At 63.5% G+C, this 23,328-nt stretch carries 21 protein-coding genes and 1 pseudogene; 11 read left to right on the forward strand and 11 right to left on the reverse strand.

Features of this window, described 5'->3' with window-relative positions; all coding sequences use genetic code 11:
• Positions 1–3: 3 nt before the first annotated feature.
• A complete protein-coding gene (locus C8C98_RS15095; RefSeq protein WP_121454942.1) occupies positions 4–825 on the reverse strand; it encodes a hypothetical protein in 822 nt (273 codons plus the stop codon).
• Between the two features lie 558 nt (positions 826–1,383).
• Here C8C98_RS15095 and C8C98_RS15100 point away from each other — a divergent pair.
• Complete coding sequence (locus tag C8C98_RS15100) at positions 1,384–2,562, forward strand: pyridoxal phosphate-dependent aminotransferase (protein WP_121454943.1); 1,179 nt, start codon at positions 1,384–1,386, stop codon at positions 2,560–2,562.
• A 188-nt stretch (positions 2,563–2,750) separates the two neighbouring features.
• Here the strand turns inward: C8C98_RS15100 and C8C98_RS15105 are convergent, their stop codons facing one another.
• From C8C98_RS15105 to C8C98_RS15120, 4 genes are all read right to left on the reverse strand, one after another.
• A complete protein-coding gene (locus C8C98_RS15105; RefSeq protein WP_121454944.1) occupies positions 2,751–2,999 on the reverse strand; it encodes a hexameric tyrosine-coordinated heme protein in 249 nt (82 codons plus the stop codon).
• A 33-nt stretch (positions 3,000–3,032) separates the two neighbouring features.
• On the reverse strand, positions 3,033–4,202 hold the full coding sequence (gene hmpA, locus C8C98_RS15110; RefSeq protein ID WP_121454945.1) for an NO-inducible flavohemoprotein: 1,170 nt from the start codon (positions 4,200–4,202) through the stop codon (positions 3,033–3,035).
• A 42-nt stretch (positions 4,203–4,244) separates the two neighbouring features.
• Positions 4,245–5,207: an alternative oxidase gene (locus C8C98_RS15115; protein ID WP_121454946.1), complete on the reverse strand. Its 963-nt coding sequence runs from the start codon at positions 5,205–5,207 to the stop codon at positions 4,245–4,247.
• 65 nt (positions 5,208–5,272) lie between these two features.
• Complete coding sequence (locus C8C98_RS15120; protein WP_121454947.1) at positions 5,273–5,674, reverse strand: group III truncated hemoglobin; 402 nt, start codon at positions 5,672–5,674, stop codon at positions 5,273–5,275.
• Positions 5,675–5,766: 92 nt separating this feature from the next.
• Between C8C98_RS15120 and C8C98_RS15125 the strand changes: the two genes are divergently transcribed.
• From C8C98_RS15125 to C8C98_RS15135, 3 genes and pseudogenes are all read left to right on the forward strand, one after another.
• Complete coding sequence (locus tag C8C98_RS15125; protein ID WP_121456292.1) at positions 5,767–6,249, forward strand: Rrf2 family transcriptional regulator; 483 nt, start codon at positions 5,767–5,769, stop codon at positions 6,247–6,249.
• A gap of 184 nt (positions 6,250–6,433) precedes the next feature.
• Positions 6,434–7,245 (forward strand): annotated as a pseudogene (locus C8C98_RS15130) (winged helix-turn-helix domain-containing protein).
• A 278-nt stretch (positions 7,246–7,523) separates the two neighbouring features.
• Positions 7,524–8,690: a GGDEF domain-containing protein gene (locus tag C8C98_RS15135; protein ID WP_121454948.1), complete on the forward strand. Its 1,167-nt coding sequence runs from the start codon at positions 7,524–7,526 to the stop codon at positions 8,688–8,690.
• An 88-nt stretch (positions 8,691–8,778) separates the two neighbouring features.
• Here C8C98_RS15135 and C8C98_RS15140 read toward each other — a convergent pair whose 3' ends face one another.
• From C8C98_RS15140 to C8C98_RS15150, 3 genes are read right to left on the reverse strand one after another with little or no spacing between them, the layout of a single operon-like run.
• A complete protein-coding gene (locus tag C8C98_RS15140) occupies positions 8,779–9,309 on the reverse strand; it encodes a DUF4184 family protein (RefSeq protein WP_121454949.1) in 531 nt (176 codons plus the stop codon).
• A gap of 26 nt (positions 9,310–9,335) precedes the next feature.
• On the reverse strand, positions 9,336–10,070 hold the full coding sequence (locus C8C98_RS15145) for a phytanoyl-CoA dioxygenase family protein (protein ID WP_121454950.1): 735 nt from the start codon (positions 10,068–10,070) through the stop codon (positions 9,336–9,338).
• The gene (locus tag C8C98_RS15150) at positions 10,051–10,728 is read right to left on the reverse strand and encodes a GntR family transcriptional regulator (RefSeq protein ID WP_121454951.1); all 678 of its coding nucleotides are present in this window, start codon (positions 10,726–10,728) and stop codon (positions 10,051–10,053) included. Before C8C98_RS15150 ends, C8C98_RS15145 begins: the two co-directional genes overlap by 20 nt.
• 444 nt (positions 10,729–11,172) lie before the next feature.
• Between C8C98_RS15150 and C8C98_RS15155 the strand changes: the two genes are divergently transcribed.
• The 7 genes from C8C98_RS15155 (at position 11,173) to C8C98_RS15185 (ending at position 19,545) form a co-directional block, all read left to right on the forward strand.
• A complete protein-coding gene (locus tag C8C98_RS15155; RefSeq protein WP_099654838.1) occupies positions 11,173–11,913 on the forward strand; it encodes a DUF969 domain-containing protein in 741 nt (246 codons plus the stop codon).
• Positions 11,914–11,924: 11 nt separating this feature from the next.
• Positions 11,925–12,881: a DUF979 domain-containing protein gene (locus C8C98_RS15160; RefSeq protein ID WP_099654839.1), complete on the forward strand. Its 957-nt coding sequence runs from the start codon at positions 11,925–11,927 to the stop codon at positions 12,879–12,881.
• 47 nt (positions 12,882–12,928) lie between these two features.
• Entirely contained in the window at positions 12,929–13,591 is a 663-nt protein-coding gene (gene pcp / locus C8C98_RS15165) for a pyroglutamyl-peptidase I (RefSeq protein WP_121454952.1), read from the forward strand.
• Between the two features lie 67 nt (positions 13,592–13,658).
• Entirely contained in the window at positions 13,659–14,456 is a 798-nt protein-coding gene (locus C8C98_RS15170) for a LamB/YcsF family protein (RefSeq protein WP_121456293.1), read from the forward strand.
• Between the two features lie 6 nt (positions 14,457–14,462).
• Positions 14,463–16,076 carry a 5-oxoprolinase subunit PxpB gene (pxpB, locus tag C8C98_RS15175; protein WP_121454953.1) on the forward strand — a complete coding sequence of 538 codons (1,614 nt, stop codon included), beginning with the start codon at positions 14,463–14,465 and terminating at the stop codon, positions 16,074–16,076.
• A gap of 47 nt (positions 16,077–16,123) precedes the next feature.
• Positions 16,124–17,854, forward strand: a complete 1,731-nt coding sequence (locus tag C8C98_RS15180) for a biotin carboxylase N-terminal domain-containing protein (protein WP_121454954.1) — start codon at positions 16,124–16,126, stop codon at positions 17,852–17,854.
• A gap of 542 nt (positions 17,855–18,396) precedes the next feature.
• The gene (locus C8C98_RS15185; RefSeq protein WP_233574559.1) at positions 18,397–19,545 is read left to right on the forward strand and encodes a sensor domain-containing diguanylate cyclase; all 1,149 of its coding nucleotides are present in this window, start codon (positions 18,397–18,399) and stop codon (positions 19,543–19,545) included.
• A gap of 81 nt (positions 19,546–19,626) precedes the next feature.
• On the opposite strand, the gene C8C98_RS15190 is transcribed toward C8C98_RS15185, so the two are convergent.
• The 3 genes from C8C98_RS15190 to C8C98_RS15205 all read right to left on the reverse strand — a co-directional run bounded on the left by C8C98_RS15190 (position 19,627) and on the right by C8C98_RS15205 (position 23,313).
• Positions 19,627–21,165 carry a hypothetical protein gene (locus tag C8C98_RS15190; RefSeq protein WP_121454955.1) on the reverse strand — a complete coding sequence of 513 codons (1,539 nt, stop codon included), beginning with the start codon at positions 21,163–21,165 and terminating at the stop codon, positions 19,627–19,629.
• Positions 21,166–21,388: 223 nt separating this feature from the next.
• Complete coding sequence (locus tag C8C98_RS15200) at positions 21,389–22,990, reverse strand: hypothetical protein (protein WP_121454957.1); 1,602 nt, start codon at positions 22,988–22,990, stop codon at positions 21,389–21,391.
• Positions 22,975–23,313: a hypothetical protein gene (locus C8C98_RS15205; RefSeq protein ID WP_121454958.1), complete on the reverse strand. Its 339-nt coding sequence runs from the start codon at positions 23,311–23,313 to the stop codon at positions 22,975–22,977. The genes C8C98_RS15200 and C8C98_RS15205 overlap by 16 nt, the downstream gene beginning before the upstream one ends.
• Positions 23,314–23,328 lie beyond the last annotated feature (15 nt).

Genomic DNA, 23,328 nt, shown 5'->3' on the forward strand with positions numbered 1-23,328 from the left:
ACGCTATGGCTTGGTGCAGCGATTAGGGGTCAAGAAAACACCGGCTGCCTGGCACAGTCCGTAGTGGTATTCGACCGAAGGATTGAATATATTCCTCCAGATCACGGCCCTATACGACCCCTGTTCATCCACCTCCATCTCTTCAGTCCAGAACCAGTCTGAAGACGACGATGTGGCCTGTTTGCAGTTAACAAAGCCCTGGGCCTGGATGCCTCGGCCTGCGGGTTCATAGAGCCCTCTGTATTCACACGTGTCCAGTTCACTGTTGTAGCGACTCATGTAGAAGTTGCCGTTCTCCAGTTTGAAGGTCACTGTGGCAGGTATCAGGCTGCCGAAGGTGGACAAGGCATAGGAGATGGCATAGCGGCCCTCACGGTTGAAGCGGGCCGTGTGGTCTTCGTATTGAAACCGAGTCATTCTTGCGGGTGCTTCGCCGGGAAGCGTCACACTGGCCGTCGTGGCAGTGTAAAAGGCAATGGAGATACTGCCAACCACCTTGCGCACCTGTCCATCCCTGACGGGGGCTCCCAGCGCTTTTCCTCCTTGGAACTCGACCAATTCAGCGGTGAATGTGCCATCGTCCTGCCGGGGCCCGCTGGCCTGAAGGAACATGGACGAGCCATCTTCCCGATAACCAAAGTAAGTCACGATCAGATTGCGCCCGCCCTGAGCGTCAATTTGCAGACCACGCCCTGGCTTTCCGGTGACCTCTCCATTGACGGCCCACATGCCCGACTCTGGCTGGAGAGCCTGTGCCGTGATCGGTGCGAGCAAGGCGGTGCTTGCGGCAAGGAGAACTGCAATCGAGTGACGGGCTTTGAACATAAGGTTGTGGTGTTTGAACGAGCCAACGAAGGGCTATGAGGGTTGGGCAAATGGGGCTGTGCCTATGTCTCTCAGTCATATCAAGCTGGAGGCTGATGCGCATGAGGCGTTTTGCAAAGCCATGGCTTAATTGTCAAATGATTGTTTCACAAGGAGGCTTGATTGGCTACCTGGACCGTGCTCGCTCCAGTTCTGCATCGTTCATCTTCGATCGCCTTGCGATGCCTTTTCACCTCGCGTCTTCATGCTGCGGTGTCTTGGTGCGACCTTGTGGCCCATAGTGGGAGCGTTTGCTGCCTCGCACTGGGGCGGGAGTGTCTCGTCGCGAAAAGATTGTCTGTCTTTCCTATCTGGGTCTAAGGCCCGTCTATGAAGCGCAATAAGCTATCTTTTTTATAGTGAAAGAAGATGTTTTGCAAGGACGGAACGCTCCCAGGGCATGTGCCTTTGCTCCGCACAGAAGGGAAAAGGAGGCAACATGGGTTTCTGCCTCCTCAGCCGAATTACATTGGGGCCCTTGCCTCGCTTGATCTACCCACCGCTGAAGGACCCCGCCGCATGCGCCAAGTCATTGCCCATCTGGAAGCTTCCAAAATCCGTGAAATCGCCAACGCTGGCATGGGGCGCAAAGACGTGCTGGCCTTCTGGTTTGGCGAGAGCGATGAAGTCACCCCCGGCTTGATCCGCCGCGCTGCCATCGAGTCGCTGGAAAGCGGCGAAACCTTCTATTCGCAGAACTGCGGCCTGCCCGAGCTGCGCGAATCGCTGGCGCAGTACATGGGGGAGTCGCATCCCACGGCAGGCGTGGCTGCAGGCCGCATCGTGGTCACCTCGGGCGGGGTCAGCGCGTTGATGCTGGCGGTGCAGGCGCTGGTGGATGCAGGCGATGAGGTCGTCATCGTCACGCCCGTGTGGCCCAACCTGGTGGCGCAGCCCACGATCATGGGGGCGCAGGTGCGCTGCGTGCCGCTGCGGCCGCAGGGCGGTGCCTGGGGGCTGGACCTGCCCGCGCTGCTGGGCGCCATCACGGTGCGCACCAGGCTGCTCATCGTCAACGCGCCCAACAACCCCACGGGCTGGACGCTCACGCGCGACGAGCAGCAGCAAATCCTGGCGCATTGCCGCAGCACCGGCACCTGGATCCTGGCCGACGAGGTCTACGAAAAGCTCTACTACGAGCCCACCGTCCACGGCTGCGCGCCCAGCTTCCTCGACGTGGCCTCGCCCGACGATCGTCTGCTGGTGGCGCACAGCTTTTCCAAAAGCTTTTTGATGACCGGCTGGCGCCTAGGGTGGCTGGTGCTGCCTGAGGCGCTGGTCGATGCCATGGGCAAGCTGATTGAGTTCAACACCTCGTGCGCCAGCGTGTTCACCCAGCGCGCGGCACTGGCCGCGCTGGCCTACCGCAAAGAGATCACGCCGCGCGTGGTGGCGCATTTCAAAACCTGCCGCGACACCTTGGTGCCCTTGCTGGCGGCCATTCCTGGCGTGCAGGTGGCTGCGGCACATGGCGGCATGTATGCGTTTTTTCGGCTCGAAGGGTTTGATGACTCCATGGCCGTTGCTAAGCGCCTGGTGGCCGAGGCTGGTCTGGGCCTTGCCCCCGGCGATGCCTTCGGCCCCGAGGCCCAGGGCTGGCTGCGCTGGTGTTTTGCTTCCAAGGATGTGGGGCGGCTGGTTGAGGGCGTGCGTCGCCTGCGCGAATGGCTCGAGCGTGAGCGGCAGCTTGCCCCCTGACAAAGTGGCCCTGGTGCTGTGAATGCAGGCCTCAGGTTCTCAGGGCGCGTGCTGGACTCTGGTTGCCCGCTTGTATCGTCCCCAGGGATCTTCTTGCAGCGGGTCTTTGGACCCTTGGATTCGCTCATTGCGCTGAGGCAACCAGCGCAATAAGGTTGGTTTGTGCAACAAAGCCGATTGAAGAGCGTTTAGGACGTCGCCGCTTCGAGATGTCGCCAGTACTGATTGGCGGCGGCCACGGTCTGGAAGTTGATGGCGATGACCTGGGAGGCTGCGGTCAGGCCATTGGCATCGTTGGCATATTCCGGGCGCAATTTCTTGAGCACATCGGTGTCCGGTTGGGTGGTTTTGACACCGCGTCGGCTCAGGGTGACGGCCAGCGCAAACCCCTCTTGGGGATTGGCGGTGATCAGGGTGGGAAGCCAGAGGTCGCTCATAGGGTGCTCCTTGTGTAGGGGGGTGGTCTGCGTTCAGTTCAGTGCTTCGGTGGGGCCGAAGAACTCAAAGTGGCGCCGCTCGGTGGGGAGTCCGTGGTCAGCCAGCGCCCGGTTGATGCACTGCATGAAGGGCTTGGGGCCGAGGAAGTAGGCATCGGCGTCTGCCGGCACCCATTGCTGGATGTGCGCCAGGCTGGGGCGGCCGCAGGCAACGCCTTCGGTGGCGCCTTCCTCATAGGCCAGGTGCAGCTTGAGGCGCGGGTACTTGCGCGCCCAGGCAGCGAGTGTTTCCTTGAACGCATGCACCTCGGGGTTGCGTGCGTAGTGAATAAACACAACATCCCGCTCACCTTGCTCCAACGCTGTTTCTGCCATGGCCAAGGTGGGGGTAATGCCCACGCCGCCGCTGATCAGGGCCAGAGGTGCGGTGCCCGCCCCCAGCACAAACTCGCCGGCGGGTGGAAACACATCGAGCACCACGCCTACCTCGACTTGCTTGTGCAGGTAATTGGATACCACGCCATCGGGCTCGCGCTTGACGCTGATGCGCAGGGTGCGGCCATCTGCCTTTTGGGAGAGTGAGTAGTTGCGACGCACTTCCTGGCCGTTGATGAGCAACTTGAGGCCCAGGTACTGGCCGGGCTGGTAGTTCAGCACCGCGCCACCATCGACCGGGGCGAGCACGAAGGAGGTGATCTCAGTGCTTTCCACCTTCTTCTCCATCACCGCAAACTGGCGCGCACCGCGCCATCCGCCGGGCGCAGCGGCGTTTTGGGCGTATTGCGCACTCTCTGCGCCGATCAAGATGTTGGCGAGTTGCCAGTAGGCGGCGCCCCAGGCCTCGATCACCGCGTCGGTGGCAATGGCGTCGCCCAGGACCTCGCGGATGGCGCGCAGCAAGCAAGTGCCCACCATGGGGTAGTGCTCCGGCAGTATTTGCAGCGACACGTGCTTCTGGATGATTTGCGCGGGCAGTTGGCCCAAAGCGCCCAAGTTGTCGATATGGCGTGCGTACTTCAGCACCGCATTGGCCAAGGCGCGGGCTTGGGTGCCTTGTTGCTGGTGCGTCTGATTGAACAGGGGGCGAACTTCCGGGTACTCGCTCATCAAGACTTGGTAAAAGTGGGTGGTAAGCGCCTCGCCGCCCGTCTCCAGCAGCGGGACGGTGGCTTTGATGATGGCGGTATGTTCAGTGCTCAGCATGTGCTTTCTTTCTTGTGGATGTTCGGGGTTGGTGGGGACTGATCAATGGCGGCGCGGGTTGTGGTCATAGAACTCGATACAGACCTTGACGGCTCCCACCGGCTCCACAAAATGCGGGCTCAGCGGCGTCACATAGCCCGGCGTCTGCGCATCGAGAAGCTCGACGTTTCCGGTGTCCAGGTGGGTCAGCCGGAGGCTGCCTTCTTTCACGCGGATCACGCCCCACACGTCTTTGGCCGTGTTGTGTTCTTTCTGGAGAGCGGCCGGCAAGTTGTCCTGGGTGAAATCCGCCGTCACGCGGTAAGGGCCGGCTTCTTGGGGAGTCAGCTCTGTCGTGCTGGCATGCCATGGGTAGGGCGAAGGGTTGCCTGCAGGGCTTGCCCCGCCGAGCTCTGCGGCCAGGCTGTGGTTCACGTCGCGGTGGTGGGCTTCATCGGCGCGCACCGCCAGCACGACATCGCGCAAGGTGGCCGACGGGGGCAAGCCCCAGTACTGGCGGGCAATCGCCGGTGCCGGGATATTGGCAACCCGGCCCGCATCGATCTCCTCAAGGTAGAGCGTGTAGCTGACCACCGCCTCCTCCTCAAAGTAGCCCACCAAGCGGTGCGCTGTGCGGGGGCTGATGAGGTACAGCAGCGAAAAGCCGAGGTAGAAAACCCACTGCACGGTCAGGATCACCACGCGCTCGAACAAGGTAGGTTGCGCCACTTCGATGAAGGTCATCAAGTGCATGCGCTCGTTCTCGGCCTCTTCCATCAGGGTACGGATCCAACCTTTGTCGTTCTCCATCCGGCGCAGGCAACGCAGGTGGGTGAGCGTGGCGCCCACCATGCCGGGCACGGCGGCTACGGTCTCCAGAACGATGGCGCGGTGTCCATAGCGTTTGGCAAAAAAGGTATCGGCACACCAGCGCAGCAACTTGGTCACAGCCAGTGCAAAGCGGTCGGATGCAGCACCGGGCGCATGGTGAACAGACAGGTCAATGGGGGGCGTAGAAAAAGACATGGGGGCTCCGGGGTGACGATGGGTTTTGTTGGGGGGTGGCTGTGGGGTGCGGAAGGGGCGAAGGGCTAAGGCGCTGTGTTGGAATCAAACAATGCAAATTGCAAGCTGGTGGCGATCTGGCTGGCCTTGTGGACAAACAACCTGGCCTGCTCTGGCGAAAACAACTCATGGGTGGTCTGCGTCCACAGCTCCAGCCAGCGGGTAAACATGGCGGGGGTGAGCACATCCAGATGCTTGGCATGCATTTGCACCGGCTTGCCGTGGTAGCGGCCGGACGACAGCATCACAGAAGACCAAAAGGCGTTCATGTGGCCGAGGTGCTCTGCCCAGTGCCCTTCGGGTATTGCGCGGGCAAACACCGGGCCCAGCGACTCGTCTTCCCGAACGCGGGCATAAAAAGTAGCAATCAAGGTCGAAATGCCGGCCTCGTCCAGGGCTAGAGGCGGACATGTTTCAGCAATAAGCATCACAAGCCTCGTTAAATGATGTATCTTGGATGCCAGTTTATCGAGGAATCTATAAACATGCAAATGAAATACTTGTTTAATTGGAGGCTACGGTGCGCCTGACCCAGTTTTCTGACTTCGCCGTTCGCGTCATGCTCTACCTGGCTGCCCACACGGAGCGGCTGTGTTCCGTGGGGGAGATCGCGGGTGCCTATGAAATCTCTGACAACCACTTGATGAAGGTTGTCAGCAAGCTCGCGGCCGAGGGCTATATCAAATCCGTCCGGGGCCGCAACGGTGGCATCCGGCTGGGCAGGCCCGCTACCGAGATCAACATAGGCAAACTCATTCGCTACACCGAGGGGCACATAGACCTGGTGGGCTGTGCGCAATGCAAACTCAACGGGGTTTGCAACCTTCCGGGTCCGCTGGACCTAGCGCTCGCCGCGTTCTTCGCCGTGCTGGAGCGCTACTCGTTGGCCGACGTTCTGGGCACACAAGATGGCATGCGCATGCTGCGGCAACTAGCGATCGTTTCTCGCTCGGACAACTCCACCACGGTGACTCCGATCAGGACGCGTTTGAAACCTGGATAAACGGATGTGATCACCAAGGTCCGTACTCGCGTTGTGGAACTTCATCGGCTTTTCTGCACAAACCCAAAAAAGGCTGAAACAACCCAAATCCCAGGTCAAGCTATGCCAAAGCGGGGGCAGATACAGCTATTGATCCGGCCTCCAGTCATTTGGATTTTTGAAGCCTGTCATCATCAGTTCAGTGATGAACGCAAGCGACCTGAGAAGTATGTCCAAAGCGGCTCGCCACCAGCGTTGGGTGCTGGTCATCCGATTGCGCAAGGCGGGCCAAACGCTTGATGAGATTGCGCAACAGAGGGGGAGGACGGATGTGTTCAGCATTTGCAAGCGCTATGAGCAGCACGGAGCGAAAGCGCTGCCCGATACGCTGGGCGGAAGCGGATTGGGCGGCAAGCGGCCGCCCAGCGCCCAGCAAAAAGTACAGGTTCAGAAGCTGATCACGGAGAAGTCAGCGGATCAACCCAAGATGCCTTGCGCGTTGTGGGCACGCTGTGCCGTGGCGCAGTTGATCGAGCAGCGCTTTGGCTTCAAGAGGCAAGTACGCACCATGGGAAGTATCTAGCCCGCTGGGGCTTCACACCGCAAAAGCGCATGAAGAAGGCTTGCGGGCAATCGCCTGCAGCGGTCAAGAAATGGCACGAAGAGGACTACCCCGTCATTGCGGCAGCGGCCAAGGCTGAGGGAACCGAGATTCAATGGGGGGCCGAAAGCGGCCTGCGCAGTGACGATGTGCGCGGTCACGGCTTCGCCCCCACGGGCCAGATGGCTGAGCATGCGGATGCGATTCAGGTGTTCTATCTGCCAAGCTACAGCGCAGAGCTGGGCCCCGATGAAATGGCCAATGCTGACATTCAGCAGGCGGTCACGAAACTGGCGCCAGCCCGCGCGAAGCTGCAGTGGGTCAAAGCCACTTTCCGTGATCTACGCAGTGAGCAACGTCAGTTCGAGAGGATTCGAAAATACTCCCAGCATGATCCGGTTCGCTATGCCGCTTGATTCAACTTCACTGATGCCGGATCAACAACACCAGCCTGAAACTCATCCATCTGGCGTTCCTGGCGAAGTTGCCCAAAAGATTCTGAACAAGCTCTTAGCTATTGGGAGTGCTTGCAACAACGCAGACCGCCCGAGGCTGCCGATGCACACGGCTCGGCGATGCGCGCAGAGGGGCTTGAGGCCCCGTGCAGAGTCCACTTTGCCATCGGGCATTGTTTGTAACAAAAAGTGACTACACTCGCGCTCTCTTTCGCCCTTTTTGTGTCCTGTGTGACTTGATGCCTTCCCTTGATCTGCGTTCGCTGGCTGCCATGTCCGGCATCATGGCTGTGGTGCTGGGCTTGGTGCTGCTCGGGGTGCGCGCGAATTTTCCTGCGTCTATCCGGGGCCTGCGCTTTTGGGGGTTGGCGCCGCTGCTGTGCGCGTCGTCCACGGTGCTTTTTGTGCTCAACGGCTTGTTGCCCAACTGGCTGTTGGTGCTGGCGGGCAATGGGTTGTTGATGACCGGGTTTGCCTTTTTTCTGTTTGGCAGCCAGCGCTTCTTTGGCCAGCCCGTGGCATGGCGGCGGTGGGGCATGGTGGCCGTCGGCGCGCTGTCCCTCATGGCGGTGTTTTTGTGGGTGCAGCCAGACTACCGAGTGCGCGTGTTGATCTTCACCAGCACCCTGGCACTGATCTGCGTGGCCCATGTGCGCTTGTTGCTGCGCCACGGCCATGGGTTCTCCAGCCGCCTGGCTGCCGGGGTGCTGACTGCCCAGGCACTGGTGTTGTTGGCGCGTGGGGTGTCGTCGTTGTGGCTGGACAGCGCGGACTCTGACCGCTTTGCCCCCTCGCTGGCCCAGGCCGCTTACTTGGGCACTTTCAGCTTTTCGGTGTTGCTCGTCAGCGTGGGGGTGTTGCTGATGGCCAGTGAGCGCGTGCGCTCGGAGTTTGAGCACCTGGCCACGCACGACAGCCTGACCGGCGCGCTGGTGCGCCGCGCCTGGATGGAGTTGGCTGCCTCGGAGATGCAGCGTTGGCAGCGTTACCAGCAGCCGTTTGCCATCGGCATGCTGGACGTGGACCACTTCAAGCAGATCAACGACACGCACGGCCACCCCATGGGAGATGCCGTGCTGCGCGACTTGGCAGGCCAAGTGCGCGCAGCCCTGCGCAGTGCAGACCGCTTGGGGCGCTACGGTGGCGAAGAGTTCGTGGTGCTGATGCCGGGCACCGACCTGGCAGCCGCCCAGGTGGTGGCCGAGCGGGTGGCTGCCACTGTGCGCAGCGCAGCACCCTTGGCGGATGCCCCTCGCTGTACCGTCAGCATCGGGGTAGCTGCTGTGCAGGCAGGCGACACCACGTTCGAGTTGCTGCTGGCGCGTGCAGATGCGGCCTTGTACCAGGCCAAATCCAGCGGGCGCGACCGGGTGGTAGTGGCCCCGGCAGATGTGGTGATTTTTTAAGCCAAATAGGCCTTTGGCGCTTTGAAATAGAGCGCTGGCAGCTATAAAAAATATAGCTTCTTGCGTTTTTTAGGGCGGCGTGTGCGCTTCAGCCCTTGCCAGGGCGTTTGGAGCCCAGCCAGCGCCGGGCCACCCACGCTGCTGCGCTCACCACCATGCCCGCCACGCACAGCCCGTGCAGGGTGGACAGCGACACCCAGGCGTACAGGCCATTGGCGTCAGACCATGGCGCCCAGGGCGTGATGTCGGCGTGCATCACGCTGTCCAGCACCACATGCGACCAGGTGCCTGCCAGGGCGCTGATCCACACCGTGCGAGGCCGCCACTGCTCGCCCTCGCTCAGCCATGCCACGCGGTGGTGCTGCACCTCCTGGTTCCAGCGCCGCAGCAACGGGCGGCACAGCCAGGGCGCCAGCGCGGCCGTGGCCAGCGCGATGGGCACAGCGCCCAGGTAGGTGTGCGTGGGGCCATGCAGCACGGCCGCGCCGCGCAGCATGCCCACCAGCGGCTCAATGTCCATCGCCACCTGGGCAATGCCGAAGGTGAGCACGCTGAAGTGGCGCCCGGCCACGGCCTTGAGGGCCAGGCCTGCGCCCATGTGGAAAGGGGTAAAGGGCATGGGATTGCAGGGCTGAAGGGATGCCGTCAGACGGCGGTGTGCCACTGCAGCCCATGGGGCAGGGCGGCTGGGCCAAACACAAAATGCAGCACCCGCCTGCGGCCCGTGCCCGTGGATTTGGACGAGGCGTGTACCAGCAGCGGGCGCATCAGCAGCGCAGCCCCTGCGGGTGCGGTACACACCGCCTCTGTGCCCTGTTGGCGCAGGGAAGCCATGGCGGCGGGCGACAGGTGGCCTTGGGTGTGCGTGCCGGGCAGCACGCGCAGCGGCCCGTCGCAGGGCCCGCAGTCATCCAGGTGCAGCCGCACTGCCACCATGTGCGCCAGCCACGCGGCGGGTGGCTGCACAAACCAATGCCCCTCCTTGGCCGACCAGCCTTGCCAGCCGGGCGTGGCCACCTGCTGGGCCACCGGCACGCTCAGGTCCTGGTGCGGGGCCACCAGCCAGTTGCGGTGGGCGGTTTTTTCAAAATAGGTGCACTGCACGGCCCGCGCATCGGCGGGCAGGCAGGCGGCGATGGCCGGGTGCTCGCGCAGCTGTTGGGCCAGGGCGGCGCACCAGGGCTGCGCCAGCATGTTGCGCGTGCCGCCCGAGAGGGTGTGGGCGGCCGCTTCGTCCCGGCTCGCCATCGCGGCCAGTGCCTGGCATTGCGGGGCTGGCACGGCGTCTTCCACCAAGGCATACCCGTGCGCCGTAAACGTTTGGGCGGCAGTGCTGCAGCCCGGCGTGCCCAGGCCCTGCTTACTTGGGCTGCCCGCCATCCGAAATCCGCCGTGCATACACCGCCAGCACGATGCGCTCGGAATGCACCAGGTACTCGTTGAGCGCGGCAGACGCCTCTTGCAGCTTGCCAGCCTCGAACAGCTCCAGGATGTTCACGTTCATCTCCACATACGGCATGTGCAGAAATTCCGGGTCGTTGAGCAGGCCAAAGGCCAGCCGCAGCTCGGCCAGCAGGTGCGAGAAGACCACGTTCAGGCGCTCGCTGTCGGCTAGCTCCACGATGGCCATGTGGAACTCCATGTTGGCCGTGCCTACCCCTTGCCAGTCGCCCGCGTCACGGCAGCGCTGGGCCATCTCCACCGCGTCTCGCAGGTGCTTTTTGGCGGGGTGGCGGGGGTAGGCCTGTGCCAGGGCCTGGCACTCAATCAGTCGGCGCACCCGGTAGATGTCGATGATGGACGCGATGCTGGGGATGGCCACAAACACGCCCCGGTTGGGCTCGTGCTTGAGCAACCCCTCCTTGGTCAGCAGTCGGAACACCTCGCGCAGGGTGTTGCGCGATATCTCCAGGCTCTCGCTCAGGGCCGCTTCGGACAGGCGCTGGCCCGGCGTGAACTCCCCGTGCACGATCTTCTGGCGGATCAGCTCCGCCATGCGGTCATTCAGTGTTTGGGGGTTGCTCAGTTCTGACTTCATGTCCGGATGGTAAGGGGAAAGAAGCCCAGCAACCGCGCACTTTGGGGGCCCCTTTGGCGCATTTGCTGGGCCTCTCCTGCACCCGCCGGGCGGGCCCATCGGAGAGGCGCGCAGCGGCTTCTGGCGTCCCAAACCCCATGGTTTATGCGGAAACCGAGGGTTTTTACCGAGGGTGGGTGTGTTGCTTTGTTGGGCAAAATCGACAAATCGTAAAACAACGATATATTTTTTGTTCAACAAAAATTATTAGATTACCACTCAATAGTGCATGTTTTGTTCGTTGATGTGGCATGCAAGTTGCATGGCGAGAGGCAGCTGGCTGTGTGCTGAGGACTTTGGGGTCTGCACGCAGCGGCAGAGGAAAAGTGCGCGCAGTGGTGCCTGTGCCCTGGTTCAGGGGGGCAGTGCTGTGCAGGTTGTTTGTGTGTTCAATGAAAGATCAACATGCTTAGTGACGTCAATCTGTGGCCGCTCATCGGGGTGGCCATCATCATCGTGGGCTTTGTCCTGCGGTTTAACCCCATGCTGGTCGTGATCGTCACGGCCGTGGGCACCGCCCTGGCAGCCGGGTTTCCCATCGACAAAATCCTGGCCACCATCGGCACGGGCTTTATCAAGACGCGCAACCTGCCGCTCATCATCTTGCTGCCCCTGGCGGTGATTGGCCTGCTCGAGCGCCACGGCCTGCGCCAGCACGCGCAAAACTGGATCAGCTCCATCAAGTCAGCCACCGCAGGCCGCCTGCTCATCGTGTACCTGGCTGCGCGCCAGCTCACCGCTGCCATTGGCCTGACCAGCTTGGGTGGCCACCCGCAAATGGTGCGCCCACTGCTGGCGCCCATGGCCGAAGGCGCCACCGAGGCGCGCTACGGCACGCTGCCTGAGCGCATTCGCCACAAGCTGCGCGCCTTCTCGGCTGCCACAGACAACGTGGGCCTGTTCTTTGGCGAGGACATCTTCGTCGCCTTCGGTGCCATTGTGCTGATGACGACCTTCCTGCACGAAGCGGGCATTGATGTAGAGCCGCTGCACGTCGCTTTCTGGGGCATCCCCACCGCCATCTGCGCGTTTGCCATCCACGCCTGGCGCCTGTACCGCCTGGACGGTGTGCTGGCCCGTGAGCTGAAGGCCGAGGGCATCGAGCCGTTGTCCGCTGCTGCGGCTTCTTCCAACAAAGCTGCCTGAGGAGTGCCGCGATGATTCTCTCCATCCAATACCTGTACTACCTGGTGGGCGCCGTGCTGGCCCTCACGTCCATTGCCACCTTCACCGATGGCAGCAACCCCAAGCGCGTGAGCAGCGGCTTGTTCTGGGGCCTGTATGCCCTGGTGTTCCTGGTGGGCGACCAGCTGCCGCCGCTGTGGGTGGGCGTGGGTGCCGTGGCCATGGCGCTGATTGCGGGCTTTGGCGGCGTGGCCGGTGGCCAGCACAAAAGCCCCAGCGTGGCCGAATACGCGGCCAGCGCCAAGCGCCTGGGCAACAAGCTGTTTGCCCCAGCCCTGGCGATTCCGCTGGTCACCATGATCGGTACCCTGTCGGCCAAGCACTTGTCGATAGGCGGCGTGCCGCTGCTGGACCCCAAGAACACCACGCTGGTGAGCTTGGGCGTGGGCTGCGTCCTGTCGCTGGCGCTGGTGTGCTGGCTGACGCGTGAAACCCCTGCACAAGGCATGCGCGAATCGCGCCGCCTGACCGACGCGCTGGGCTGGGCCCTGGTGCTGCCGCAAATGCTGGGCATGCTGGGCCTGGTGTTCTCGGACGCCGGTGTGGGCAAGGCCGTGGCCTACGTCACCACCACCTACATCAACATGGACCTGCGCTTTGTGGCGGTGGCCGTGTACGTGGTGGGCATGGCGCTGTTCACCATCATCATGGGCAACGGGTTTGCCGCCTTCCCGGTGATGACGGGCGGTGTGGGCGTGCCCGTGCTGGTGGGCGTGTACCACGGTGACCCCGCCGTGATGGCGGCCATTGGCATGCTGTCGGGCTATTGCGGCACACTCCTGACGCCGATGGCGGCCAACTTCAACATCGTGCCTGCCGCGCTGCTGGAGCTGCCGGACAAGAACGCCGTCATCCGCGCCCAGGTGCCCACGGCCCTGGCACTGCTCACGGCCAACGTGTTTTTGCTGTACTTCCTGATGTTCCGTTAACCCCAGTTAACCCCCAGTTAACCCCCAACTAACCCCAAGGAAACGCCATGACGCAGAACGTCCTGCTCACCGGCTTTGAGCCGTTTGACAAAGACCCGCTCAATCCCTCGTGGGAAGTGGCCCGCGCGCTGGACGGCTGGCAGCCTGCTGCGATGGACGGTGCTTGCACCGTGCGCGCCGTGCAGCTGCCCTGCGTCTTTGGCGATGCCATCGCCCGCCTGGAGCAGGCGGTTGCGCAGTGGCAGCCCACACTGGTGATCTGCCTGGGCCTGGCCGGTGGGCGCACCGAGATCACGCCCGAGCGCGTGGCCATCAACGTGGACGACGCCCGCATCCCCGACAACGCCGGGCGCCAGCCGGTGGACACGGCGGTGCACGCCGGTGGCCCGGCCGCGTATTTCAGCACCTTGCCCATCAAGGCCATGGTGCGCGACATGCGGGCCCAGGGCGTGCCCGCTGCGGTGTCCAACACCGCAGGCACCTTTGTGTGCAACCACATCTTCTATGCGCTGATGCACCACCTGGCCACGGGGACAGGGGGCGTACGTGGTGGCTTTATCCATGTGCCTACCTTGCCCGAGCTGGCGGCATTGCACCCCGGCATGCCCAGCATGGCCTTGGCCACACAGGTACGCGGCTTGCAAGTGGCCATTGAAACCGCATTGGCCCACCAGACCGATGTGCGCGAAGTCGGTGGCGCGCTGCATTGACATGGGGTCCGCATTTTTTGACGAAGCTGGCCGCGCGCAAGGCACGCGGCAGCACCTGGAGAACACGATGACAACGATGGACCTCAACAGCGATCTGGGTGAAAGCCTGGGCGCATGGTCGATGGGCGACGACGCCGCCATGCTGGAGATTGTCAGCAGCGCCAATGTGGCCTGCGGCTTCCATGCGGGTGACCCTGTCGGCATATTGCAAACCCTGCGCGCCGCCGCAGCGCGCGGCGTGGTGGTGGGCGCCCACGTGGCCTACCCAGACCTCAAGGGCTTTGGCCGTCGCAGCATGGACATCTCCAGCGCCGAGCTGGTGGCCGATGTGATCTACCAGATTGGTGCTCTGCAAGGGCTGGCGGCGGCGGCTGGCACTGCGGTGCGCTATGTCAAGCCCCACGGCGCGCTCTACAACACCATCGCGCACGATGCGCGCCAGGCCGAGGACGTGATCACCGCCCTTCGCACCATCAACCCGCAGTTGACCCTGGTGGCCCTGGCCGGATCGCCCCTGGTGCAGTGGGCCCGCGATGCGGGCCTGCGCGTGGTGTCCGAAGCATTTGCCGACCGCGCCTACACCCCGCAGGGCGCGCTGGTGTCGCGCCGCGAAAAAGGCGCCGTGCTGCACGACCCCGAAGTGATCGCCCAGCGCATGGTGCGCCTGGTGCGCGAGGGCGTGGTCGAGGCCATCGACGGCAGCACCGTGCGCATCGAGGCCGACTCGATCTGCGTGCACGGCGACAGCCCTGACGCCGTGGGCATTGCACGAGAGCTGCGCAAGCGCTTTGACGCCGATGGCATCAATATCGCTTCGTTCATGGCTCCATTCATGGCCCCTTCCATGGCCGCTGTCCAGGGGTAAGGCGGCATGCGTTTCTTGCCCGTCACCCTCAATTCGCTGCTCGTCGAGCTGGCCGACCTGGACGAAACCCTGGCGCTGCTGGCCTCGCTGCAGCACACCCCGCTGGCCGGTGTGGAAGAACTGGTCCCCGCTGCGCGGACCATCCTGGTGCGCTACCGCCCCTCGGCCACCAGTGCCGCCACGCTGGTGCAACACATTGCCCAGCGCGACCTGTCGCAGCGCGCTGAGCGCAGCGATACCTTGGTCGAAATCCCGGTGCATTACCACGGCGAAGACCTGGCCGAGGTGGCGCAGATTCTGGGCATCACTCCCGAGGAAGTGGTGCGCCGCCACACGGGCAGCGAGTACACCGTGGCCTTCACCGGCTTTGCGCCCGGCTTTGCCTACCTGAGCGGCGGCCACCCCAGCCTGAACGTGCCGCGCCGCAGCACCCCGCGCACCCGCTTGCCTGCGGGCTCTGTGGGGCTAGCGGGCACCTTCAGCGGGGTGTACCCGCAGGCCAGCCCGGGCGGGTGGCAAATCATCGGCACTACGCCCGAGGCCATGTGGGACATTGCCCGCGCACAGCCCGCCTTGCTGCAGCCGGGCTACCGTGTGCGCTTTGTGGATATTGCTACCAAATCAATAGCTGCTAGCGCTTATTCAGCGGGCGCTGCAGGCCAAAAAGACCTTAAACCCTCTGGCCGCACGCAGCAAAGCCTTGGCGCAGAGCAGGCCGCGTTGCAGGTGCGCGCCACCGGGCTGCTCACCGTCTTCCAAGACCTGGGCCGCCACGGCCAAGCAGGGCAGGGCGTGTCGGCATCGGGGGCCATGGACCAGGCCGCCCTCAAGGCCGCCAACCGCTTGGTGGGCAATGCCAGCCACCTGGCCGCGCTGGAGACCGTGGGCGGTGGCCTGCAGTTGCGCAGCGTGGGTGAGAACGTGGTGGCCGTCACCGGTGCCGATGCCGTGCTGACGCTGACCACGGCCTCTGGGCAGCGCTGGCCCATGTCGCGCTACGCGCCCGTGGCCCTGGCCGATGGCGACACCCTGGCTGTGGGCCAGCCCACCGCAGGCGCGCGCTGCTATGTGGCCGTGCGCGGCGGCTTTGCTGAAGCACCAGTGATGGGCAGCTGCGCCACCGACACCCTGGCCCATGTCGGCCCCGCCCCTGTGGCGGTGGGCGACTGGCTGGGTGTGTGCCCAGCCCCTGCCACCAGCGTGGTGGCAGCGCCCGAGCTGCCGCCCGCCTATCTGCCCACGTTAGAACACGAAGTGGTGCTGGACGTGGTGATGGGCCCGCGCACCGATTGGTTCACGCCCGAGGCCATCGCCCGCTTTGCAGCCCAGCGCTGGCAGGTCACGCCCCAATCCAACCGCGTGGGCCTGCGCCTGGCGGGCGAGGTGCCGCTAAACCGCGCCATCACCGGCGAGCTGCCCAGCGAAGGCACAGCCCTGGGTGCCCTGCAGGTGCCGCCCAGCGGCCAGCCCGTGCTGTTTTTGGCCGACCACCCGCTCACCGGCGGCTACCCGGTCATCGGCGGCGTGGCGCCGTACCACCTCGACCGCGCAGGGCAGATCCCTGTGGGCGCGTGGCTGCGGTTCAACCCGATCCAGCCGTTTGCAGAGCTTGCGCCTTGATTGTTCGTGCCGTTGGTTGCACTTTCAAAGAACACCGGAACATTGATATGAAAAAAGTTTTGATCGCCAACCGAGGCGAGATCGCCGTCCGCATCGCCCGCGCCTGTGCCGACTACGGCGTGCAGTCCGTCGCCGTATACGCCAATGCCGACATCGATGCACTGCATACCCGCATGTGCGATGAAGCCTATGGCCTCGATGGCGACCGCCCCGCAGACACCTACCTCAACGTCGAAAAGCTCCTGGCCATTGCCAAAAAGAGCAGCGCTGATGCCGTGCACCCCGGCTACGGCTTCCTCTCGGAAAACGCCGCCTTTGCCCAGGCCGTGATCGATGCGGGCCTGGCCTGGATTGGCCCTCGCCCTGCCACCATTGCCCAACTGGGCGACAAGGTGTCTGCACGCAAGATTGCACTGCAAGTGGGCGCGCCGCTGGTGGCGGGCACGCCCGACCCGGTGAAGGACGCGAGCGAAGTACTGGCCTTTGCTGAGAAGAACGGCTTGCCCATCATCATCAAGGCCGCCTTTGGTGGCGGCGGGCGCGGCATGAAGATCGCCTGGCGCATGGACGAAGTGGCCGAGCTGTTCGAATCCGCCGTGCGCGAAGCCGTCACCGCCTTTGGCCGGGGCGAATGCTTTGTGGAGCAGTTCCTCGACAAGCCCCGCCACATCGAGGCCCAGGTGCTGGCTGACACCCATGGCAACGTGGTGGTGCTGGGCACGCGCGACTGCTCGCTGCAGCGGCGCAACCAGAAGCTGGTGGAAGAGGCCCCCGCGCCGTTTTTGAGCGACGCCCAGCGCGAACGCATCCACACCGCCGCACGCGACATCTGCGCTGCGGCAGGCTATGTGAGCGCGGGCACGGTGGAATTTTTGCTGAGCCAAAGCGGCGCCATCTCGTTCCTGGAGGTGAACACCCGCCTGCAGGTAGAGCACCCTGTGACCGAGCAAACCACAGGCGTGGACTTGGTGGTGGAGCAGCTGCGTGTGGCCGATGGCCTGCCGCTGTCCATCACGCAAACGCCCGCGCCGCTGGGCCATTCCATCGAGTTCCGCATCAACGCAGAAGACGTAGGCCGGGGCTTCTTGCCCACGCCCGGCCCGGTGCAGCGCTTTGATGCGCCCTCGGGCCCCGGCGTGCGGCTGGATACGGGCGTGCAGACCGGCTCGGTCGTGCCCGGCACGTTCGATTCGCTCATGGCCAAGCTCATCGTGAGCGGCGCGACGCGCGAGCAGGCCCTGGCCCGTGCCCGCCGTGCGCTGCGCGAGTTCCAGATCGAAGGCGTGGCTTCGGTGCTGCCCTTTCACCGTGCCGTGATCGACCACCCCGACTTTGTGGGTGCTGACGGTTTCAAGGTGCACACCCGCTGGATCGAATCCGACTTTGCCACCCCGCTGGCCGCCGCGGTGCGGGCGGTGCCTGCGGCAGACACCAGCTTGCTGCGCACCGCCATCGAGATCGACGGCCGCCGCGTGCAACTGGGCCTGCCAGCGGTGCTGCTGCAAGGCTTGGCGGCAGTAGGCGGGCAGGGCGCTGGTGCCGCCGCACCGGCAGAGGCTGCGGTGGATGCCGCCGCCGTCACGTCGCCCATCGCCGGCAATCTACACGCCTGGAAGGTGGCCGATGGCGACACGGTGCAAGAGGGCGATGTGATTGCCGTGATGGAAGCCATGAAGATGGAGATGCAGGTGACAGCGCACCGCGCCGGGCGCGTGACCTTGGCTGCGGCGGCAGGCACCGCACAGGCGCTGGGCGCGGTGATTGCGCGCATCGCCTGACCGGGTGGCCCGTGAGGGCTGCCGTGATCGCAGCCCGGGCGACGCTTCTGTTTTGATGGGCTTGTTGGGGTTGGGCCGGGCTCTTTGAACTTGAAAGATCTGTTCGGGTGGAGCTGGTCGAAACCTCGCACTGCGCATCGACTCGGTTTGGTGAACGGTTCAAGTCGGTTCGTTTCGGATCTATCACACCCAGCGAAGCAGGTTCTGAGGTGCTCTCCACACGCTATCGGGGCTTGAAAGCCCATAAAGCATAAGTATCACCCCGTAACTTTCGGGTTGACTTTGCCTTGCTGTCGCGTATCGTCACCTGTTACTAAAAGTATCAGGGGCGCATGATGTGGGCTGGGACCTCCGGGCTACCGGATTGGAGAGACATCGCCAGTGACGATCTGGTGTTTTGCTGCGGCGCGTCCAAAGGCCGTGGCCTGGGTGCGCCTGCCAGCGCTGCGCCGCAGCCAGGTGGCTGTGCCCACGTGTGGGCTGGGTTTGTGGTGCTGCAGAGCGGTCTGCCGTGTGCCGGGGCCATGCCCCAGGCCTGACGCATGGAGCAAGCAAAACCGCCCGGCGGCACCTCCCATCTGAACACCCGCCCCGTTGCGGGTGACGACGCCAGTGCTGCGCGCATGCCGCATGCGGCGGCCGCCGCAGAAGCAGGTGCTGCGCCACTGGCATGGCCCCTGCACGATGAGTCGGAGCTGAACCAGGACCGGCTGGAACTTGCCCTGGAGGCCGCAGGGCTGGACCTGTGGGAGAACGACCTTGTCACCGGGGCCGTCACCCGCCAGGCCACCAAGACGTTCACCGAGCTGGGCTACACCCCAGAAGAGATGGCCTCCCGGATGCCTGATCTGTTTGACCTCGTTCATCCCGATGATGTAGAGGTGGTGCGCCAGTCTGTGCACGACCATCTCAGCGGCGTCACACCGCAGTACCGCTGCGAATTTCGTTTGCGTTCCAAGCAGGGGGCGTGGGTGTGGTTTGCGAATTACGGACGCATCATGGATACCCACGCAGTCATACCGGGGCGCCGCTTGATTGGCGTCACGTTCAACATCGACGATCGCAAGCGCCGCGAGCAAGAGATTGCAGATATCAACCAGCAATTGCGCGAGCAAAACGCACTGCTGCAGCAGCTCAACGAAACGCTGGAGGGCCTGGCGTCCAAGGACCCTCTCACCGGCCTTTGCAATCGGCGCACGCTCATGCAACTGGGGGATGCCGAGTGCCGACGCGCCGAGCGCTTTGGCCACCCCTTGTCTGTGCTGGTGGTCGATATCGACTTCTTCAAATCGGTCAACGACGCCTGGGGGCACTTGGTCGGAGACCGCATGCTCTGCGCAGTGGCCCAGGTCTTCCAGACGCGCAAGCGTGCTGGGGGAGACATCGTTGCCAGGTTTGGGGGCGAGGAGTTCGTGATCGTGCTGCCTGAGACGGACGGGCCCAGCGCCTTGAAGGCTGCTGAATCCTTTCGCAGCGAAGTGGCAGCCATGGGCATGCCCGTCCACGATCAGGGCCCGCGCCTGTCTGTCACGGTGAGCATAGGGGTGGTCACCGGCTTGCCGGGTGAATCCCTGAATTTCGAGGCATTGGTCAATCGTGCGGACCATGCGCTCTACCAAGCCAAGGGCACTGGGCGCAATGCGGTGTACAGCGCCGATGGCAACAACTTGTCCTTGTTTGCTTCGGAGTAAATCGCTGTAAATGGGCGGGGACCGTCTTTGCCCAGCCCTGCCGCCACCCGTGTCATAGGGGGCCGCCGCTTTTGCCTCGTCCTAGTTCGCGGCTTCTGTTGACACCAATTCAGCCAGGCGGGCTTGCACGGTGGAGTGGTAGTGCGGCTGGATGGCGCCCGGCGTTAGCAGCTCTTGCAGCAGGGCCGCGCTATTGCATCGCTGGATGGGCTCAAACCCGCCGAACCCCAGGTCAACGATGATTTTTCTGCTGACGGTCTCGCCCAGATGCCTGTTGGCAGATGCGCATGCGAGCAGCTCCCAGCGAGCTGAATGTGTCTCGGGGATGGCTTGCAGCTCTTTGACCAGCATCCGCTGAATCATGGGGTTGTTCGTGTGCTCGGCCACCAGCATCGCCTGGACAAAATTCTGTTTGTCTTGCACGCTGTATTTGTCATCGCTGTAAAAGCGGTGGCTGTGCTTCGCAACGTGTGCAGCGATCTGCCGGTACGCGGCATCCACCGCCTCGGTGCTGAGCAAGTCTTCGGCAACGGCGTGCGGAGCCTCCTTGGAAATGCCCCTCAGCGCGTTGTTCGACGTCTCGGTGTCTGGGTCTTTGGCCAGCACCTTGAGTACGTCCAGATCGCAGTACCCCCGTTTTGCCACGGCCCTGCGCACCGCCTTGCTGCTGTCGGTGGCCAGCAGGCGCAGCAGCGCTGCATCGGTGGTGGCGTCGGCCACCCGTTTGCGCTGGCCACTGTCCATGGCCAGAATCTCACCGTGGCCGGCCTGGGCGGCTTTCCAAGGGTTGAATTCAGGTTTGGGGTTGGCTGGTTTGACGTAAGGCTTGGCGATTTGAGTGGCGATGGCCGCATCAATCGCTGCGTCGGTGGTCTGCAGCTCAGGAAAGCGCTGGGTCAGGTTCTTCTTCGCAGCGCGGCTGACCTCGTCATGCTTGTCGCGCAGCAGGCTCAACAACACGTCGCTGCTGGCATGGCGCGACATCGCTAGGTTCAGGCGCTCGGGCTTGCGCGGGCTGTTGAGAAAGAAACGCGTGAGTTCCGCCGATGTATTGGGGTGCATAGCGATGATCTTGCGCAGCCTTGCGTCGTCAATGGGCAGCACGACTTCAAGTACATCCGGCGGGCACCTGGTGTGCTTGGCCAGCAGGCGCACAGAGTCGGGCACCAGTTCCTTGGCGTAATGCGCCTTCCTGTTCATCCAGACAAAGCGCAACTGATCAGCGCTCAGTTGCTTGTTCAGCACCAGCGCCTTTTCCCAGGGAAAGAACCACGCACGGTTCAGGCCTGTGACCACTTTTTTCGATTGCAGCAGCGTAAAGATGAAGTCCAGCAGCACCAGGTCCTTGCTTTTTCGGACCGTGGTCTCCAGCTCCAGCAACGCGTTGGCAATGCGCAGCGGGCTGTGCGCCTGGGCTGCGCCCTCTCGGGCCGCTTCGCGGGTGAGCTTGCCTGCCAGCACGGCCTGCAAGAGTTGCAGGTCACTGTCGATCAGCGCGTTGGCCGTGTGCATGAAGCGGCGGCGTTCACCGCTTTCACTGAAGTAACTGTCCATGTCGACGAACAGCGCCTCCAGCGCAGCAAGTTCTTCCAGGCTTGGTGGTGCGTCAGTGTTCGGCACAAAAATACTCCCGTGAAAAAAGCAGTGGCATCCATTGGCGCAGAGTGGCCATGACGAGGCTCGGAATGGCAATGTGACTGGGCGTCAGGAATATACGTCCCGCAACTCCAGCGGCGGTGGACAAGTTGTCCAGCATCATGGGGCCGCGTTCCTGCTGGAATGGCAAGAGCGCCCAACGCATCCTGGTGCCCATCGGGGGCAAGTGCGCCGGTGCGGGTTGTGCTCAACGGCTGATACGCCGGCGCCAGCAGTACAGCATCAGCAGCATGGCAATGGCAGCGCAGCCCGAAACGAAGGCGAGGGGCGCCTGCGTGGACAGCGTCAAGCCCCGGCGCGCTGGCACGGTGAACAGCCCATGCGTGGGGGCGCTGCTGCGCGGCAGCTGCTCCACGGTGCGACCCCAGGCATCGATGTGCTGGTGGTCGCCATCGGTGTTCACACGCACGATGTCCCGGCCCGTCTCTACCGCGCGCAGGCGCGCAAACTGGGCAAACTGGTAGGCGTAGTGTCCGGCTTGCGCATCTTCATCGTTGGTCTGCCAGACCACCAGCTGTGCACCTTGGCGCACGCGTTGTGCGAGTGTGGCGGGAAACAGAATTTCAAAGCACAGCAGCGGTGCGATGGTCGTGGGTTGTTGCGCATCGCCCTCTCGTCTTACTTGCGGCAGTTGCAGGGGATCTTCACGGCTGGCCGTGAACCAGTGCGCCCGCCCGTGCTGGGCCAGTGGGTGCAGGGCTGCGGCCAGCGAGGGAGCCACTTCGGTGGCAGGAAGTCCCTCCTGAAAGGGCACCAGGTGCTGCTTGGGCACGAACAGGGCAGGGTCCGATGCTGTTTGCGCAGGCGTTAGCCAGACGCTGCCGGTGCGCGCCTCATAAGGCGCCGCAATGGCTTGTGAGAACGCCGTGTGCGCCAGTTCCGGGCCATAGATGCGGAACTGCGTGCCCACCAGAAGCAGCGGGGTTTGCCATTGCGCCACGCTCTGCTGCAAAGGGTTGCGCATGCTGGGGGTGTTGGGCATGCCGGGCACGTTGACGCCCTCGGGCCATGCCACCATGTCGGGCCGCAGGAGCTGTACTGCTTCACTGGCCTGCAGTGCGAGCGGGATGCGATCGGTGCCGGGCTCTGGCAGGCCTGGCCCCACCACAGCCACCCGCAGCGTGGTGGCTGCTGAATCGTGCGGTGCCTGTTGCGCTTGTGTCAGTCGCCAATGCCCGTAGGTCCAGGGGGCAGCCAACGTGGTGGCCGCCAGCAGCACGCAGTGCAGCGCTTTGCGGGTTTGTGCACGGTGCTGCCAGGCCCAGAAGGCCAGGGTATTGAGCATCAGCAGCCAGCCCGTCAGCCCCCATACGCCCGTCGCATGGATGAACTGAACCTCCGGTAGTAGGCGTGCCTGCGATGCGCCTATCACCCACCAGGGGGCGTTGGTGGCCAGCAGAGTGGCTTGTGCCCACTCCAGCACCACCCCCAGCGGTACCCACACCGCCAATGCAAAGCCCTGAGAGACAAAGCGGCGCAGCAACAGGTAACTGACGGGCTGCAGCCACACACCAATGGCGTTGACGAGTAGTACCCCCACCCATGGGCCGAGCAGCGCCATGAGCGGGCCCAACTGCGTGGCTTGGTAGGTGAGTGCGAACGCTGTGCAGCACCACCAGGGGTGCTGGCGCCGCTCCAGCGCTATCAGCAGTGGTACCAAACCGAACCAGGCCAAGGGCTCCAGGGGTACGCTCTGCCAGCGGGGGAAGGCCAGCGCGCACAGCAGGCCCGCACTCGCAGCCAGTCCCCAGGCCGGAGGATGCCGCCGCTTGATTAGCGGCCCATGCACTGGTTAAAAAGTGCGCTGTGTTCGCTGCCCGATAGTCCGAACATGGACGCGTAGGTGTTGCAACACAAGCCGTTGTTGCTGCCGCAGGTCGAGCGCATGCAGTTCAGGCTGACGCTGAGTGCATTGGAGTAACTGGGAAATTTCGATTTGCCAGCAGCCAGCCAGGCATTGATGTTGCGCATGGATTCAGTGGGGCGGCTGTTTTCAAAGCAGCCTTGCAATTGGGATTTGTAGGCGGGCTCCGAGGGGCTGGATGCCAGTGCAGCAGGGGCCCAAAGTGAGGCGCTCAGTGCCAGCAGGATGCACAGAATTCGGTTCAGCATGGTGGGTCTCGTGGT

The sequence above is a fragment of the Acidovorax sp. 106 genome (genome assembly GCF_003663825.1).
Lineage (GTDB): Bacteria > Pseudomonadota > Gammaproteobacteria > Burkholderiales > Burkholderiaceae_C > Acidovorax.